Source organism: Desulfolutivibrio sp. (genome assembly GCF_036584575.1).
GTDB lineage: Bacteria > Desulfobacterota > Desulfovibrionia > Desulfovibrionales > Desulfovibrionaceae > Desulfolutivibrio.
The window spans coordinates 1-16,578 of sequence record NZ_JAZHDB010000149.1 but is presented as its reverse complement, the minus strand read 5'-3'; the positions used below and the strand labels follow the sequence as shown (position 1 = coordinate 16,578).

The following is a 16,578-nucleotide window of genomic DNA, read 5'->3' as shown; positions in this document are numbered from 1 at the left end:
TAGGTCGGCGGGGGCGGCGGCGCGGCGTAGGGCATGCACCCGTAGGGACCATCCCAGAAATATCCCGGAGGGCAGGGCCCGAAGGCCTGGGCCTCGCCTGCGCCGCATGCGGCCGCTATGAAGCATCCCAGGCATGCAAGCGCCAAAGCGAATGATTTCATGGAGTTCTCCTTTTGTGGCGCGCACCGTTTGCGGGCCGCGCGCCAGGTGGCGATGTTCATAGCAAATCTTTTGCCAGCCAGCCAACATGCCGGGATCGCAGGCCTATTTTTTCTTCCCGGTGAGGCTTGGCGAGGGCCGGGTTCAAAAACGGCCCGCACATGGGCAAATACCGTCACCAGGCAAGACGGGTACGGACGGACCGTGCCGCCAGCCGTGCGGGGAAAGCGGCGTGGGGCATGGGGAACGGCGTACGCGGCAGCGGATACGGTGGCGCTACGGTGCGAACTGGGATAGGAGTTGGAAAAAAAGAAAGGCAGGTTGCTTATGAAAAAGGGTTTCTTCTCCCGGGTGATGGCCGCCGTGCTCGTCCTGGCCTTCGTCGCCCTGAGCATTGGCTGCGTTCCCCCTCAGTCCACCGACCGCTTCGACCCCAAGCGTCAGGCCCGGCAGGATGATCTGCTGCGTTGGATGCAGGATGACCACCGGAATTGAGTCCCAGGCCCCCGGGTGTACAAGAATCTGTACTTGGCCCGGACACCCCCGGCTTTGGGCCAAATTTTTTTACCGCCCAGGGGCCGTGTCGGGGCAGCGGATCGGCGAGAACTGTCGGGATAAAACGTAATGAATTGAATTGATGCGATTTTTATGAAAATCTAGGAGGGTTCCAGGGGTTGGCACGATAACTGCTTTTCATCTCTTATCCTTCCTCTGAAAGAAATTTCAAAGCGAAACGGCTCCTGGGTGGCTCCCAGGAGCCGTTTCGCATTTGTGGCGGAAAGCCGGGGCCGGTTCCTGCCCCGCCGCGTGGCCGCTCACGGGGGCCGTTGCCTGGAAAGACCCGCCAGGACAGGCTTTCCCCCTGCCGATGGCCGCTGCACGGTTCCGAGCCGGGGCGTTTGATCGCCCGTTTGATCTGTCGCCATGCGCCCCGGCTTCGCAGGGCAGGGGGGGGGGCGGGGGCGGCGGCCCAAGGCCGTTGCGCCCGGCGCGATGTCTAGTCCCCGCCTTTGGGCGAGGACGGAAACCCGGAATACAAAAATTTTTACCCTTTCGGGGCGGTTCCCGGGGTTGCCGGGCGGCTTGGGCGTCGGCAGTGTTTGCTACTATGCTGGTATTTCAGGATAAAAATATAAAAAATGGTCTTTCTCGGGTGTTGGCATGATCCCTGCTAAGAAGAAGTCATCCTTCCTCTGAAAGAAATTTCAAAGCGAAACGGTTCCCGGGTGGCTCCCAGGAGCCGTTTCGCATTTGTGCGTCCGGCGTTCCGGGAAAGGCGCGGGGCTTTCCGGCGTGGGCCTGGGGCATGGGGCCGGGGCGTGGCTCTGGGGCGTGGACGCACGGCAAGAGGGGCTGGAGCAAGGGGCAGGGGCGTGGCTCTGAAGCATGGCCCTGGAGCGTGGGGTTGGGGCCAGGACACATGCCAAGAGGGCGCCACCCGGGCCGGGCGGGGGGTCTCTCTCCGGCGGAGGTTATGCGCCAAAAGGAACCATCAGGCCGGGCCCGTGCGGGGCGGCCTGGAAAGGGGGGGATGTCGAATCAGCTCAACGGGTGACGGTCGTGGTGGTGACGGACGTGGTTTGCACGTTGCTTTGTTCCTCGGCGGCGCTGATGGCCTTGTAGGCCGCGTCGAGGCAAAGCGAAAAGTTTTTGTCGCAGGAGATCTGGCATTGCTGGCGTCGGATGAAATCGGAGGTGCTTTGGCAACCGAGGATGCAGCGGGTGGACTGGGTGTTGCAGTCGCAGATGGGACAACCGGAGTCTGCGGCCAGGGCCAGGGCCGGACACAGGGTCAGGCCGATGAGGGCAGCGAGGAGCGAGAGAGGGTGCTTCATGGAAAACCGTCCTTGGCAAGGCGGGAATTGGCGCGAACCGTCCATCTGGCGGGCACATTGTAGCAAACGGCGGCGTCCGTCAATACCTGCGCAATATGCTGATTTCATGGGTTATTTCTTGTTGTTCGCGGTTGTCCCGGAGGAGCGGGACACGCCGGTGTCCGTCCGGGTCTTCTGAGAGGCGGCTTCGGCGGCTCGGGGGGCCTGGGCCTTGTCGTTTGGCCGTTGCGAGTCTGGGGCCGACCGCGCTTCCCGGGAGGCGGCGTTTTGCGCCGCCAGGGCCTCGCCGTTGGCGGGGTCCGCCTCCAGGGCCAGCATCCACAGCCGTCCGGCCTTGGCCTCGTTGCCTTCGGCCTGGGCCGCCAGGGCCTCGTCGGCCAGACTGCGGGACAGGCAGAACCGGGCTTCTATGTAGGCCGGGTCCACGGCCATGGCCTGCCGCCAGGAGGCCTCGGCCAGATCGCGTTTTCCCTGGCGGTAGAAAAGCGTGCCCAGCCGGGTCAGGGCCGGGACGTCCGTGGGCCTGAGTTCCAGGGTCGTTTCCAACTCCAGGCGGGCGTTTTCCGGCAGCCCCAGGGCCGCGTAGGCCAGGGACAGCAGATAATGCAGGCCGGGGTCGTCCGCGTCGGCGGCCGAGGCCGCCGCGAACTGTTCCACGGCGGCGATCTGGTCCCCGGCGAGCATCAGGGCCACCCCTTGCCAGGCCGTGGCCTGGGCGTTGTCCGGGTCGGCGTCGAGCATGGCCTGGAAGCGGCGGGCCGCTTCGTCCTGGTCTCCCCGGCGCAGGGCCAGGATGCCCAGCCATTTGAGGGCGAACAGGTTTTCCGGGTCCACGGCCAGGGCATTTTGAAAGCGTTGCGTGGCGGCGTCCAGGTCGCCATTTTCCGCCAGGAGCACGCCCAGGCGGGCCAGGGCATAGTCGTTGGCCGGGTCTTTTTTCAGGACATCCTCGAAACCGCCGATGGCCCGGGCGTCCAGGCCGCGATAATAGGCGTCGGCGGCGAAAAAAAGCTCGTCTTCAAGGCTGGCCGCTCCGGCCGCAAACGGCCCGGCCATCCCGGCCATTCCGAAGACCAGCATGGCCGTCAGCAACATCCGCATCATGCGTTCCATGTCCGCCTTCTGGTCCGCCGCGTCCCGGGTGTCAAGCCTCTTTGCCCTGGCGCTTCCGGTCATGACGCGTTCCCCCACTGGCCCATACCTCCTTTTCCCTCCCTTCTCCTCCCTGCCCGACGTTTCCGGACGCCACCTCTCCCTCCTCTGGCCTGCCGCCACAAACTCATATATATCTTCTCCACGTTTCTTTCATCCCGCCGTCCGTCTTCCGGGCGCTGCCGCCGACGCAACGCGTCGGCGGGAGCGCCCGGCGACGGGGGGGCCGGGGGGAATGATTCCCCCCGGGCGGGGTACGGGGCGGCAGCCCCGATGGCCCCACGTCGGCTCACGGGGCGGCAGCCCCGATGGCCCTACGATTGCTCACGGGGCGGCAGCCCCGATCACTTCATCGCACACAAGGACACGCCATGGCTTCCGACATCGTACCTGTTCCCAAGGGATTTTCCTTCGCCGCGGTTGGCGCGGGATTCAAGTATTCCGGCCGCGACGATCTGATGCTCATCGTCAGCGAGACCGAGGCCTCGGCTGCCGGGGTGTTCACCCAGAACGCCTTCCAGGCCGCGCCGGTCACCGTGGCCCGCGCCAATATGGCCAAGACCGGCGGCCGGGCCCGGGCCATCCTGGTCAACGCCGGGCAGGCCAACGCCTGCACCGGAGACGAGGGCATTGAGGACTGCCGCCAGACCTTGAAGCTGGTGGCCGAGGGGCTGGGCATTGCGCCGCGTGAGGTGCTTCCGGCCTCGACGGGCGTCATCGGGCCGCGCATGGACCTGGACATCTGGAAGGCGGCCGTGCCGGATCTTTTGGACGGTCTGGGGCAGATCGGCCCATGCCGCGCGGCCCGGGCCATCATGACCACGGACACCTTCCCCAAACTGGCCTGGAGCTCGCTTGCCACGCCGTCCGGCGAGGTGCGGGTTTTGGGCATGGCCAAGGGCTCGGGCATGATCGCCCCGAACATGGCCACCATGATCGGCGTGCTTCTGTGCGACGCCGACGTGGGGTCGCTGTGGTGGCACGAGGCCGTGGCGGCCTGCGCCGATGCGAGCTTCAACTCCGTGACCGTGGACGGCGACACCAGCACCAACGACTGCGTGTTGGCCCTGTCCAACGGGGCGTCGCAGGTCAAGATAGACTCCGCCGAGGGCCGCCAGGAGCTTTTGGCGGTGATGATGGAGGTCTGCCAGGCCTTGGCCTACATGATCGTGCAGGACGCCGAAGGCGGCACCAAGATCATCCGCATCAAGGTCAAGGGTGCGGCGGACAACGCCCAGGCCGAGCTGGCGGCCCGGGCCGTGGGCAACTCGCCGCTGGTCAAGACGGCCATGTTCGGCGAGGACGCCAACTGGGGCCGCATCGTATGCGCCATCGGCAGAAGCGGTGCGACCTTCGAGCCCTCCCGGGTCAGCGTGACCGTGGGCGGCGTGCCGGTCTTCACCCGGGGCGTGCCTGCGGGCGGCGACCTGGACGGGCTTTTGGCCCCGCACATGCGCCGGGGCGAGATCCCTGTGGACATCGAGCTTGGCGACGGCCCGGGCCGGTATGTGCTTTTGGCCTCGGATTTGAGCTACGACTACGTGAAGATCAACGCGGACTACCGCTCGTGAAAAAGCCCGACGACACCGACGCGCAGGCCGCAGGTGACACCGAGGGGCAGGCCGCAGGCGGGACCGAGGGGCAGGCCGCCTTTGACATGACCGGCCGCGACCGGCTGACGCGGCTGGCCGATTTTTTGTTCGAGGTCGGCATGCTGCGCAAGACCCCGCGCACGGGCTACCAGTTTCTGGGCTCGGGCGCGGAGAACGTGGCCGAACACAGCTTCCGCACGGCGGTCATCGGCTATGTGCTGGCCGGGATGCGCGGCGCGGACCCGCTTAAGACCATGGCCCTGTGCCTGTTCCATGACCTGCACGAGGCGCGAACCGGCGACTTCAACTACGTCAACAAGCTCTACAATACCTGCGACGACAAGCGCGCCCTGACCGACGCCTTAACCGGCACGGGGCTGCGCGAAAACATCCTCGACGCCTGGGATGAACTGGAGTCGCGGGCCACGCCCGAATCCGTGCTGGCCCACGACGCGGACCAACTCGATCTCATCGTCAACCTCAAGGAAGAGCTGGACCTGGGCAACCGCTACGCCGCCAAGTGGCTCGACTGCTCGCTTGAGCGCTTAAAGACCGACGAGGCCAGGGCCCTGGCCAAGAGCGTCATGGAGACCGACCACACCGACTGGTGGTTTCAAGGCCCCGACAGGATGTGGTGGACCAAGAAAAACGGCAAGGAGTAGCCGGAATGCGTATCGGCGTGGTTTCGGACACCCACCTCTCGGCCCCGACGGACTGGCTGGAGTCGGCCTACGCGCACCATCTGGCCACGGCCGATGCGGTCATCCACTGCGGCGACATGACCGGGCGTTCAGCCTGGTCGTTTTTTTTGCAACATCCCTGTTTTTATTGCGTGCAGGGCAACATGGACGACTACCAACTGGCCGTGGACCTGCCGCCCCGGCTGGACCTGGAACTGGACGGGCTGCGTGTGGCGGTGTGCCACGGCTGGGGCTACAAGGCCGGGCTGTCGCGGCGCATCTACGAGGCCTTCGGGCCGGACTACGACATCATCTTTTTCGGACACACCCACGTCCGCGAGGACTCGCAGTACGGAAAGACGCGGTGCATCAATCCCGGCAGCCTGCGCGAGGGCAGCCTGGCCATCGTGACGCTGGACGCCGGGAAGATTTCGACGGAGTTCGTGTCGCTGTAATCGGGGCTGCCGCCCCGCCTGCGGCGTGGCCAATCGGGGCTGCCGCCCCGTACCCCGCCCGGGGGGAATGATTCCCCCCGGCCCCCCCCGCTAGCATCCCGCATACCATCAGAGTGGGAACCATCTGTGTCATGGAGTGGGTATGGATCGCCCAGGCCGGGCGACGGGTTTGCGCACGGGATGGCGGCAGCGCGAAGCGTTGCTGTCGCCCGACCGTGTCGCAGACCTCGAGCCCGGCCTGGGATCGTCCCTCCGCGTCCGGCCGATCCTTCCCCTTTTTCAGTGCTCGCCGCTGTAAGGCGCGCCCCCCAACAGTGAGCCCCCTGCCGCGTCGGCATGGCCTTTTTGCGGGCGAACACCGCAGCGGTCATGCCGCTGGTGATGCCGCGAAAGGCTCTCTCCTCCCCTGCTCGATTTTCCCTGCGCTCAGCATCTCCCTGATTTGAGGCGGCCGCCTTGATTTCGACAAGATCAGGCACGCATTCAACATGTTTTCATCGAAAGACAAGACGCATCCATTATTTGTTCAAGTAAACATGACGTGTGGCAACGGGAAGACCAAGGCAGCTCGCATGAAGAATGGAAATCCCGGAGTGAATCCAGGGGAAATGGTTCCATAAGAAGTTTCACAAAAACGTTTCGTGCGTTGGTGTCATCTTCGCGTGGTTGCGAAAAGGCGTTTTCGAGGCAACGAAACCGAAAGAATATGCATGTGCAACGTATCGTATTTCTCATGCGTGGTGCGTGATGGGACTTGCGAAGCACCGTGATGAGGAATACGGAGAGAGGTAACGCCAGGGTCTTGGTTTGAGACAGTGCGACGAGATGTCCCGGGGGAAGGAGAACCGCTTGTGAATAGTCTCTATTCTATAAAGAAAAGCAAATCGAGGGCCATTCTCGTCTCCCTCTTTTTTATAGCGATGGTTGCCGTGGCTGTTTATTATGTGGCTGAAGAATTGAGCAATCGCCAATCAGAGGATCGGATACGCGACGCAATGCTTGAGGTCAGGGCGTTTCATCATTACATCCAGAATGACATGCTTCCAAATTACTACAGATTGATGAATGAGGGAAGGCTGCCTCACGGGTTTTATGCGCCGGAACTTCTTTCCTCATCCTATATGGCCAGGACATTTCAGAAGTATTATAATAATGAAAGAGAGGCAATTGGATTGCCTCTCGTGCAGTATAAGCTTGCCGCAGAAGATCCGCGCAATCCACTCAACAAGGCGACCGAGAGTGAAATTGATCTTATTAAGTGGTTTAACGACGATCCGAAACGTGATCATCTTCGCATGATACAGGAGGAAGATGGCAGGAAATTTCTCGTCGTTGCCGTTCCTTTTTTGAAAAATGAGCGCAAGTGTCTTGTTTGCCACGGGAAAGTGTCGGATGCCCCGGAACAGTTGCAGCAGTTGTATCAATGGACAGGGGGTTTTGACAGACGCGTGGGCGAGATTTCGGCTGTGGAAATCATGAAAACGCCGATAAAATCACAATTCGGGATGCCGTTTTATGCTTCAATATCAGCCTTGCTTGTGTCGTCCATACTGGCGGCTGTGGTCATAGGCGGCTATTTATGCAGAATCCAGGTGAGAGTGGCGACGGGAAAACTTGAAAAGCAGCAGGAACAGCTCCTTGTCGCCAAGGAAAAAGCCGAATCCGCAAGTGTCGCCAAGTCAGAGTTTCTGGCGAACATGAGTCACGAAATACGGACGCCGATAAACGGCGTCCTGGGCATGCTGCAACTTCTCAAAGAGGCTGAGCCGAATAACGAGCAAATGGAATACATCCGCATTGCGATAAAATCCACGAACCGACTTACCCGGCTGTTGTCGGATATTCTGGATATTTCAAGAATCGAATCAGGAAAAATGCAGTTGCTCGAGGCAGATGTTGATATCAGAAAGATCAAGGAGTCCATCGAAGAGGTCTTTGCCGAGACCGCCAGGGAAAAGGGCGTGGACTTGACGTTCTCCTGGACGCAGAATTTCCCGGAGACGTTGCGGGGAGACGAAGTCAGGTTGCATCAAATTCTTTTCAACCTCGTTGGAAATGCCATAAAATTTACGGACAAAGGTTCGGTGTGCGTTTCTGCTTCCGTACTCCCCTTTTCGGCGCAAGCGGATATCCGCGTTTTGATCACGGTCGCCGATACGGGGATAGGCATTTCAGATGAAAATCTGAAAAACATCTTTGAACCATTCGTTCAGGTTGAGGGATCCTATACCAGGAGATTCCAGGGGGCCGGGCTGGGCCTTTCCATTGTGCGCAAGATCGTGGTTTTGATGGGGGGAACCCTCGCCATTGAAAGCGAATTGGGGAAAGGAACAACCGTCTATCTCTCTTTGCCCTTCACGTGCGGCCGTGAAAAAGCGGGCCGGGCCATTTCTGAGGAGGAAACAAACTCTTCGGGCATCGGGAAACAGTTGCAGATCCTTTTTGCGGAAGACGACCCCGTCAGTTCCATCGCGGGTAAACGGCTGCTCGAAAAGGCTGGGTATTGCGTCACCACCGCCAAGGATGGCCAGGAAGTTCTGGACCACCTGGCAGGGCACGACGTGGATCTGATTCTCATGGACATCCAGATGCCGGTCCTGGACGGCGTGGAGACGGCCAAGGCGATTCGGCAGGCATCACATCTTGGCGCAAAATCCAGGATTCCGATTATTGCCGTGACAGCCTACGCCATGACAGGGGACAGGGAGAAAATCCTTGCCTCCGGGATGAGTGATTACATTGCGAAACCGGTCGACAAGGCGAGGCTTGTCGAGGTCATAGAGCGGGTGATGAAAACGGAGGTGAAAGAAACCAGGAAGGGATAGGAGCGACAGCACCTGGCTGCCCCCATCCCCACACCGCGCAAACGGCGCCGACACATCCCGATCCTTCCGCCACGTCGGCAGCCGGACGAACGGAAGCGGGGCTGCCGCCCCGAACCCCGCCCGAGGGGAATGATTCCCCCCGATCCCACCCGCGGAGTGTGCGGATCACCGGATAGATGAGGGAGGAGAGCCGCGTCTCCCGGGCGTTGGTCACGGAAAACGGGATGTTGGAGAACTCGGATTCCTCCTTTGGAAAGAGTCTGGTTTTCGCAGTTGTGAAAAGAAACTGAAAACTCCCGTCAATTCCTGTACATTTTCTCTCGGTGCTTCAGTGCGATGCTCTCCGCCAATCCATCCAGCGCCGTCAGCGTGTCTTTTTTCGGCAGGCCTTTGCACAGCACAGGGTCCAGAAGTTCTACTTTGAGGTTTGGAATCATCCCGGCCAGGACATCGACGGTCTTGCCGCCCCACCCATAGGAACCAACGATGGACAAAAACTGGGCCTTGGGCCGAAGGGCATTGGCGAGAAATGCGGCATAGGCCGCCAAAGGATGAGGCCCTGCCAAGACGGTCGGCACACCGAGCACGATGCTCCCGGCATCGACCAAGGACATGGCCAACTTGCCGATATCTGTCACCGAAAGATTGAACAGCTCAACGCCGACATTGCGTTTGGAGAGAGCCGACGCCAGATGGTCAACCATAATGCGGGTGCTGCCGTGCATCGACACGAAAGGAAGGGTCACCAGGTTTCGGGGGGCAGCGGACACCCATTCTCGGTACGAATCCACAATCCACCCTGGCTGATCATATATCTGGCCATGGCTGGGAGCGATCATGCGGATGTCATACGTTGAGAGCTTGTCCAGATTTTTGGCGATAATGGAACGAAACGGCATCATGATTTCCGCGAAGTAGCGTTTTGCCGCTTCATGAACGCGGCACTGGTCAGTCACAATGAGATCGGCGCTGGCGATATGTGAGCCAAAAAAATCACAGCTGAAAAGGATTTTATCTTCAGCGAGATAGCTCGACATGGTCTCCGGCCAATGTACCCATGGCGTATGGATGAATGTGAGTGTCTTGTCGCCGAGGGAGAGGCTGTCTCCATCTGCGACAACGAGGAAAGCCTCTTCAGGGATCGGCATCAGATCCATGAGCATGCTTTTTGCCTTGGCGGTGACGATGACTTTGGCCTTGGGGAAGCGGGAGAGGATCAGGGGGATCGTCCCCGAATGATCTTGCTCGGCGTGGTGCGAAACAATATAGTCGATCTGTGAAACGCCATTGAGAGCGGAGAGAAGCGTATCGGAAAAATGGGGATCCACCGTGTCAAGTAACGCCGTTTTCTCTGACCCTCTCACAAGGTATGCGTTATAGCTCGTTCCGTCAGGCAACGGGACAAGGGAATCAAAAAGACGCCTGTCCCAATCAATGGCTCCAACCCATGCTACACGGTCAGTCATATCTTTCATTTGGAGCTCCCTGTCTTGTGTTCTCTATTGGAGACAACCTCCGGCCACATTCTTTTTGGTGACATCCCTGTCGGGAGATAACCATCTCAGCACACATTTCTGCATACGCCAGCACGTCCTTACCGCGTCTCCACGGCCTTTTTGCGGTCGTACACCGCCCGCACGCATCCCACCAGTTCGTCCAGGGGACAGGGCTTGAGCAGATAGTCCGCCGCGCCGCCAGCGATCATGTCGGCCGCGATATCCACCGAGGCGTGGCCCGTTAAAATCAGCACCTCCACGCCCGGGGCGATGGCCTTGATGCGCGGCAGCACCTCCTGGCCGCTTTCGCCCGGCATTTTCACATCCAAAAGCACCACGTCGAAGGGTTTTGCGGCCAGCAGGGCCAGGGCCTGCTCCCCTCCCGAGGCCGCCTCGGCGTACAGCCCCTGGGCCACCAAGAGCTTCACCAGCGTGGTCCGGAAGCGGTCTTCGTCATCGACAACCAGGACACGAATGGGGTCCGGCATATGTCGCTCCTTGTCGTTTGCGTCGTGTTCTCGAACATCACGTGAAAATGGAGTGAACCGTCTGGCGTTTCATGCTTTCTTCAGAAATCCGAGGGGATTCATGAAGGACGCAGCCCTAGCGGGGCAAGGTCACGGTGAACCTGGACCCCTTGCCCGCCTCGCTTTCCACCGTGATCGCGCCGCCGAGTCGGTCCACGATGCCGTGGCACATGGACAGCCCCAGGCCCGTGCCCACGCCGGGCGGTTTGGTGGTGAAAAACGGGTTGAAGATCTTGGACATGTTTTCCGGCGGGATGCCCACTCCCGTGTCGGCCACGGCGATGGCCACCCGGTTCGCCCCGTCCGGCCGGGTGGACACGGTGATTGCGCCCTGCCCCGGAATGGCCTGGAAGGCGTTCAACAGCAAATTCAGGATGACCTGCCGCAGAAGCGGCACGTCGGTCTCAATGGCCGCAAGCTCGGGGTCGTAGTCGCGCACGATGGCCACGCCCTGGAGCCTGGCCTCCTTTTCCACCAGAAGCACCATGTCCTCCATGATCTTTTCCAGGTGTTCCTGTTGCAGGATGGGCTCCATCTTGCGCGAAAAATTGAGCAGATTGTGGGTGATGGCCTTGCAGCGGTCCACCTGGCGCACGATCTCGGCCAGAGAGTCCCGAAGTTCCGCCATGTTTTCCGGCGTGACCTCGGGCAGGGTCATGAGGTGGGTCATCCAGTCCGATTCCTGGGCGATGATGGCCATGGGGTTGTTGATCTCGTGGGCGATGCCCGCCGACATCTCGCCGATGGCCGCCAGCTTCTGGGACTGGACGAGCTGGGCGTCCAGGGAGCACCGCTGCTGTTCCGAGGCCCTGATGCGCGAGGCCAGGGCCGCGGCGGACCAGGCCGTAAGGCTGGCGATGAAAAGGGCCAGGATCACGGCCAGGGGGATGGGCAGGACCATGGCCGACAGCACCGCCGCGGCCGTCAGTCCCGGCAGGCCGATCAGGTGGGGCCACAGGGGCCGGGTCTTCCCTGCAGGCGCGACTGCGGGTTCCCCGGCCGCCGCAGCCGGGTCACCGCGAGGCTTTTCGTCCTTCATTGAGCAGCTTTCTTTCGTGGGCCTTGCGTACCTTTTCCAGAAGCTCGTCGAAGTCCACGGGTTTTAAGACGTAGTCGTAAGCCCCAAGCGACATGCCGCGCATGCCCGACTCCACCGAGGCGTGCCCGGTGAGCATGATGACTTCCGTTAGCGGGTAGCGCTTTTTGATCTCTTTTAAGGTCTCGATGCCGTCCTTGCCGGGCATGCGCACGTCCATGATGACCACGTCGAAGGATTCGGCCTCCAGCAGCTTCAAGGCGGCGATGCCGCTTGGCGCGGCCGTGACCGGCATCTTGCGGAAGGTGAACCGCTTGACCATGGTTTCTATGAAATCCGGCTCGTCGTCCACGACGAGGATCCTGATGCTCATGTGCGACCTCGTTGCCCGGCCGGGCCAGCAACCCGTCTACGCGACGGGCAGGGTGATGGTGAAGGTGGCGCCCTTTCCTTCGGCGCTTTGCAGGACGATCTTGCCTCCGAGCTTTTCGACAATGCTGTAGCTGATGGTCAGGCCAAGGCCCGTGCCCTCGCCGACTTTTTTCGTGGTGAAAAAGGGATCGAAGATCTTGTCCGCGATTTCTTTGGGCATCCCCTTGCCCGTGTCCGCGATGGCGATGACCACGGCGCCTGCGTCCTTGTCGTGGCGGGTGGTCACGGTGATCACCCCGTCCTTGTCGATGGCGTCGATGGCGTTGTCCAAGATGTTCAAAAAGACCTGCTGCAACTGGGAGGCGTCGGACGTGATGCAGGGCAGGCTTTGGTCATAGTCGGTCATGATCTCGATGTTGCGGAACGAGGCCTCGTTTTCCAGAAAGGACTTGGTCTGGTCCATAAGGATGTTCACGTTGATGTCGTCGCGAAGCGGGTCCATGCGCCGGGCGAATCCCAGGAGCCGGTGGGTCACGTCCTTGGCCCGGCGCACGTGGAACTCGATTTTTTGGACGGCGTCCTCGTATTCCTTGAAATTGGGGCTGCCCTTGATGTCCTCTTCACTGAGGAGATCGCGCATCCACCCGGCCTTTTCCATGATGATGGCCAGGGGGTTGTTGACCTCATGGGCCACTCCGGCGGCCAGCTTGCCCAGGGCCGCCATCTTGCTCGACTGGGTGAGCGAGGCGTCCAGGGAGGCCTTTTCCCGCTCCGAGCGCACCAGTTGCCGGACCATGGAGTTGGAGATGAACACCGCGCCGCCGATGATGATCAGCGTGCCCCCGAAAAGGATGAAGATCAGGAGCCAGCGGGCTTGGTACAGCGGCATGAATTCTTCGCGAGGGTCGTCTTTTATGACCAGGAGCCAGTCTTTGTAGTCCAGCCAGGCCATGGCGTAGAGGCTGGTCTTGCCCTTGACCGCAAACTCCTCCACCCGGCTGCCGGAAAACTTGGCGAAGCGCGGGAATTCGATCTTTTCCAGGATGCAGTCGTCGAAGCGCGGCTTGGTCTGGAGCACGTTTTCGGAGGTCAAAAGGAAGGCGTCGCCGGATTTGCCCAGGTGGACGCTGCGCACCAACGTGTCGAAGATATCCGAGTCGATGGCCGCTCGAAGAATCCAGGAGCGGTCGCCCTCGCGCCGGGTCACGGCGATGATGAAGTGGGGGTATTTGCGGAAGCCCAGAAACACGTCGCTGACGAAAAGCCCCCGGGCCATGGCCATGTTGAACCAGGGTTCCTGACTGTAATTGACGTCTTTGAGGCGGTAGGGTCCGCAATAGGACACGGTCTTGCCGTCCTGGTCGATGACCTGGAGGTCGATGAAGGACTTGGAGTGGATCTGGAGGAAGGAGAAGACCTTTTCCAGATATTTTTCATCCGAAAGTTGATCGAAGCTTTGTGTGAAGGCCAGGGTGGTGAGCTGGGAGATGCGTTCGTTTAAAAACAGGTCGATGGTGTTTTTTTTGTTTTCCACCAGGGTCCGCAGGTTGCCGTAGACCTTGCTCACATAGACCGATTCGGTCTTGAGGTAGATGGTCACGCCAAGGGCCAGAAGCGGCACGAAGGAAAAGGCCAGGGTGGTGGCGATGATCTTGAGACGAAGCCGCTTGTAGTCGTCTTGCTGCATCATATTCGTTCACCCCCTGGGGGATGGCTCGGGCACGGCGAAAGCTGCCGCATGAGCCGGACCCGGCCAGGCCGTAAGCGCAGCCCGGCCCGGGGCGCGTGTCGCGCCCGTCTCCATGCTAAAGACTAGAGCGGATGGCGCTGAAAATCAAACATTTCCATGCCGTCCCGGCCCTGGCCCAAGCGACCGGATCAGACGGGGGTCAGGTCCGGGTGACGCGTCAGGAGGGTGAGGAACTGGGAGGTGCGTAGCGTCAGCCTGTCGTTCACCAGCCGGTACATGGCCAGCAGAAAGGGCACGCCAAAGGCCGGGGCGTCCTGGATGAGCCCCACCAGGGCCGCGCCGGGCACGGCCAGGGTGCGGCAGTCCCGGGCGGCCACCACGGTGTGGTCGTGGGCATCTCCCGGGGTCAGGGCTGAAAACCCGAAGCAGTAGCCGGGATTGAGCGACCCCAGGGACACGATGATGTCCGGGGGCAGGCGCACCTGCAAAAGCGCCTTGCCGTCCAAAAGCAGGGAGAAATGTTCGGCGGGCTTGCCCATTTCGTGGATGGTGTCGCCCGGGCCGAAGTCGCGCGGCACGGCCAGGGCCAGGAAGCGTTCCAGGAGCGGATCGGGGATGCCGGCCAGGATCTGGAAATTGACGAGATCGGGGGGCGTGGGCATGGGGCCTCCGGGAAAAGCGTTACAAAACCAGGATCAGGATCAGGCACAGGCCGAAAAGGGCCGCCGCCAGGGTGACGCCCACGGGAGGCGTCCAGGTCTGAGCGGCCAGGGCCGCGTCGTCGCGCAGGCGGTGGGCGTTTTTGCCCAAAAGCGGGAAAAAAAGCGTGACGACCAGGGCGGCGAGTTTTTGCGGACCCTGGGCGGTGAGGCGATTGAGGGCGGCTGCGGCCCGGGCGGCCATGTCCAGGGCGGCGGTATTGACGCTGCCGGTGACGGCGTCGGCCAGCCGGTACAGGAAACGGCCCCCGGTGCGGTAGAAGAAGTCCGTGTCCAGGGTGATGCCCGGCCTGCGGCGCAAAATCGGGACATACAGCGCGAAAAAAAGCCCGGCAAAGGCCAGAAGCTCAATCGTCGCCGTGACCCGGCCCGGCAGGTACGGGACGAACTCCGGGGCCGCAAAGGGCAACAGGGCGTACAGCGGCCAGGGATAGACCCCGATCCCCAGGCAGGCCAGGGAGGCCAGGCCCATGGCCATAAGCGCCGCTACCGGGGCCTCGCGTCGTGGGGAGGCCTTTGGCCTTGCCTCCGGCGCGCCCGGGGTCTGCCCGAAAAAGACGAAGTACGGCACAGCCAGCCCGGCATACAGGAGCGTCCCGGCCGAGGCCGCCTCCAAAAAAAGCCAGACCAGGGCCATGTGGGCCTCGGCCGTGGCCGCAATCAGCATGGGCTTGGACACGAAGCCGCAGGTTCCGGGCAGGGCGGACAGGGACATGGCCCCAACCACGGTCGCCGCAAAGGTCAGGGGCATGGCCGCAAAAAGTCCGCCCAGATCGGTGAGTTTCCGTTTGCCCGTGGCCGCAATCACCGACCCGGCGGACATGAACAGCAGGGATTTGTAGAGGATGTGGCAGAAGGCCAGGGCGCAGGCCCCGTTTAAGGCCTCGGGCGTGCCCACGCCGATCCCCACCAGCATGAACCCCACCTGGTTGGTGATGCTGTAGGACAAAAGGCGGCGCAGATCGTTTTCGCGCAGGGCGTAGATCAGGCCGTAGAGGATCATCAGGCACCCGGCGACAATGAGGATGTCGAAGCCCGGGAAGCCCCGGATGAGCACGTACACGGCGGTCTTGGTGGTGAAGGCCGACAGGAACACCCCGCCCGTGGGCGAGGACTCGGGATAGCTGTCGGGCAGCCAGGCCGAGAAGGGAAAGGCCGAGGCGTTGATCAAAAATCCGGCCAGGACCAGAAGCGGCCCTGGGCCGCCTTCGGCCAGAAGCGTGGCGGTGAAGGCCGTGGAGCCGGTTTTGGCCGCCAAGAGCACCAATCCCGCCAAGAAACACACCCCGCCGAAAAGATGCACCAGGGCGTAGCGATAGGCCGCGGCCCGGGACTTCTCCGTGCCCCCGGCCAGGATCACGAAGACCGCCGCCAGGGCCATGGCCTCCCAGAAGACGTAGAGCGTGACCATGTCCCCGGCGAACACCGCGCCAAGGGCCGACCCGGCATAGGCCAGGGTGGCCGCCCGCTCGGGCCCGCCCTGCCTGCCGAAGGCGAACAGGCAGGAAATGCTGGCGCTTATGGTGAAGATCCAGGCGAAGAGCACCGCCAGTTTGTCGGCCCGCAGAAACTCCAGGGCCATCCCGGCCGGGTGCAGGGACAGGACCGCGCCGCCGTCGCCGGGCAGAATCGACACGGCCCAGACCGAGGCCAGGGCGGCGGCCAGGGATGCCATGCCCCCGGCCTTTTTGCCGAGAAAGGCGGTGAGCACGGCCCCGGCGAAGAGGGGCAGGGCGGGATGCAGGCTAGCGGTCATAGACGTCTTCGCCTCGTCCGAGAAGCACCCCGGCCAGACCGGTCACGAGGACCAGGGCCGCACAGGCCAGAAATCCCACCAGGGCGTGGAACCCGAACAGGCCGTCGAAACCGAAATGGGCTGGGCCGTGGGCCAGAAGACTCGCGCCGAGGCTGGCCAGGCATAGGCCTGCGGTCAGGCGCAGGGCCAGACGCCTCCCGGTGGCGGGCGGGGGCGTGACCGCAGGGCGGGCGCGATGGAGGAGAAGCCCGCAAAGACGATGGAGTGCATGGCCCCCAGCCGGG

15 protein-coding genes are annotated in these 16,578 nt (G+C 62.0%); 5 read left to right on the top strand and 10 right to left on the bottom strand.

The genetic code is table 11. The annotated features are described in order from the left end of the window. The first annotated feature begins 486 nt into the window (after nucleotides 1-486). A complete protein-coding gene (locus V3572_RS11220) occupies nucleotides 487-654 on the top strand; it encodes a hypothetical protein (protein ID WP_332111082.1) in 168 nt (55 codons plus the stop codon). Nucleotides 655-1,703: 1,049 nt separating this feature from the next. Here V3572_RS11220 and V3572_RS11215 read toward each other — a convergent pair. Both V3572_RS11215 and V3572_RS11210 read right to left on the bottom strand, forming a co-directional pair. Further along, nucleotides 1,704-1,994, bottom strand: a complete 291-nt coding sequence (locus V3572_RS11215; RefSeq protein WP_332111081.1) for a hypothetical protein — start codon at nucleotides 1,992-1,994, stop codon at nucleotides 1,704-1,706. A gap of 111 nt (nucleotides 1,995-2,105) precedes the next feature. Further along, nucleotides 2,106-3,170 carry a tetratricopeptide repeat protein gene (locus tag V3572_RS11210; protein ID WP_332111080.1) on the bottom strand — a complete coding sequence of 355 codons (1,065 nt, stop codon included), beginning with the start codon at nucleotides 3,168-3,170 and terminating at the stop codon, nucleotides 2,106-2,108. A 347-nt stretch (nucleotides 3,171-3,517) separates the two neighbouring features. On the opposite strand from V3572_RS11210, the gene argJ reads away from it, so the two are divergent. The 4 genes from argJ (at nucleotide 3,518) to V3572_RS11190 (ending at nucleotide 8,698) form a co-directional block, all read left to right on the top strand. After that, nucleotides 3,518-4,717: a bifunctional glutamate N-acetyltransferase/amino-acid acetyltransferase ArgJ gene (gene argJ / locus V3572_RS11205; RefSeq protein WP_332111079.1), complete on the top strand. Its 1,200-nt coding sequence runs from the start codon at nucleotides 3,518-3,520 to the stop codon at nucleotides 4,715-4,717. A gap of 86 nt (nucleotides 4,718-4,803) precedes the next feature. Further along, a complete protein-coding gene (locus V3572_RS11200; protein WP_332111084.1) occupies nucleotides 4,804-5,400 on the top strand; it encodes an HD domain-containing protein in 597 nt (198 codons plus the stop codon). A gap of 5 nt (nucleotides 5,401-5,405) precedes the next feature. Further along, entirely contained in the window at nucleotides 5,406-5,873 is a 468-nt protein-coding gene (locus V3572_RS11195; RefSeq protein WP_332111078.1) for a metallophosphoesterase family protein, read from the top strand. An 851-nt stretch (nucleotides 5,874-6,724) separates the two neighbouring features. Next, a complete protein-coding gene (locus tag V3572_RS11190; protein ID WP_332111077.1) occupies nucleotides 6,725-8,698 on the top strand; it encodes an ATP-binding protein in 1,974 nt (657 codons plus the stop codon). A gap of 299 nt (nucleotides 8,699-8,997) precedes the next feature. Here the strand turns inward: V3572_RS11190 and V3572_RS11185 are convergent, their stop codons facing one another. From V3572_RS11185 to V3572_RS11150, 8 genes are all read right to left on the bottom strand, one after another. Continuing rightward, nucleotides 8,998-10,173, bottom strand: a complete 1,176-nt coding sequence (locus V3572_RS11185) for an FprA family A-type flavoprotein (RefSeq protein WP_332111076.1) — start codon at nucleotides 10,171-10,173, stop codon at nucleotides 8,998-9,000. Nucleotides 10,174-10,292: 119 nt separating this feature from the next. Next, nucleotides 10,293-10,682: a response regulator gene (locus V3572_RS11180; RefSeq protein WP_332111075.1), complete on the bottom strand. Its 390-nt coding sequence runs from the start codon at nucleotides 10,680-10,682 to the stop codon at nucleotides 10,293-10,295. 115 nt (nucleotides 10,683-10,797) lie between these two features. Continuing rightward, entirely contained in the window at nucleotides 10,798-11,760 is a 963-nt protein-coding gene (locus tag V3572_RS11175) for a sensor histidine kinase (protein WP_332111074.1), read from the bottom strand. Beyond that, on the bottom strand, nucleotides 11,735-12,130 hold the full coding sequence (locus V3572_RS11170; RefSeq protein ID WP_332111073.1) for a response regulator: 396 nt from the start codon (nucleotides 12,128-12,130) through the stop codon (nucleotides 11,735-11,737). The genes V3572_RS11175 and V3572_RS11170 overlap by 26 nt, the downstream gene beginning before the upstream one ends. 36 nt (nucleotides 12,131-12,166) lie before the next feature. After that, on the bottom strand, nucleotides 12,167-13,816 hold the full coding sequence (locus V3572_RS11165) for a sensor histidine kinase (protein ID WP_332111083.1): 1,650 nt from the start codon (nucleotides 13,814-13,816) through the stop codon (nucleotides 12,167-12,169). 191 nt (nucleotides 13,817-14,007) lie between these two features. Continuing rightward, a complete protein-coding gene (locus V3572_RS11160) occupies nucleotides 14,008-14,481 on the bottom strand; it encodes a Crp/Fnr family transcriptional regulator (protein WP_332111072.1) in 474 nt (157 codons plus the stop codon). A gap of 19 nt (nucleotides 14,482-14,500) precedes the next feature. Next, entirely contained in the window at nucleotides 14,501-16,294 is a 1,794-nt protein-coding gene (locus V3572_RS11155; RefSeq protein WP_332111071.1) for a Na(+)/H(+) antiporter subunit D, read from the bottom strand. After that, nucleotides 16,284-16,578: hypothetical protein (locus V3572_RS11150; protein ID WP_332111070.1), on the bottom strand; the 295-nt coding region annotated here is incomplete at its 5' end. The genes V3572_RS11150 and V3572_RS11155, both read right to left, overlap by 11 nt.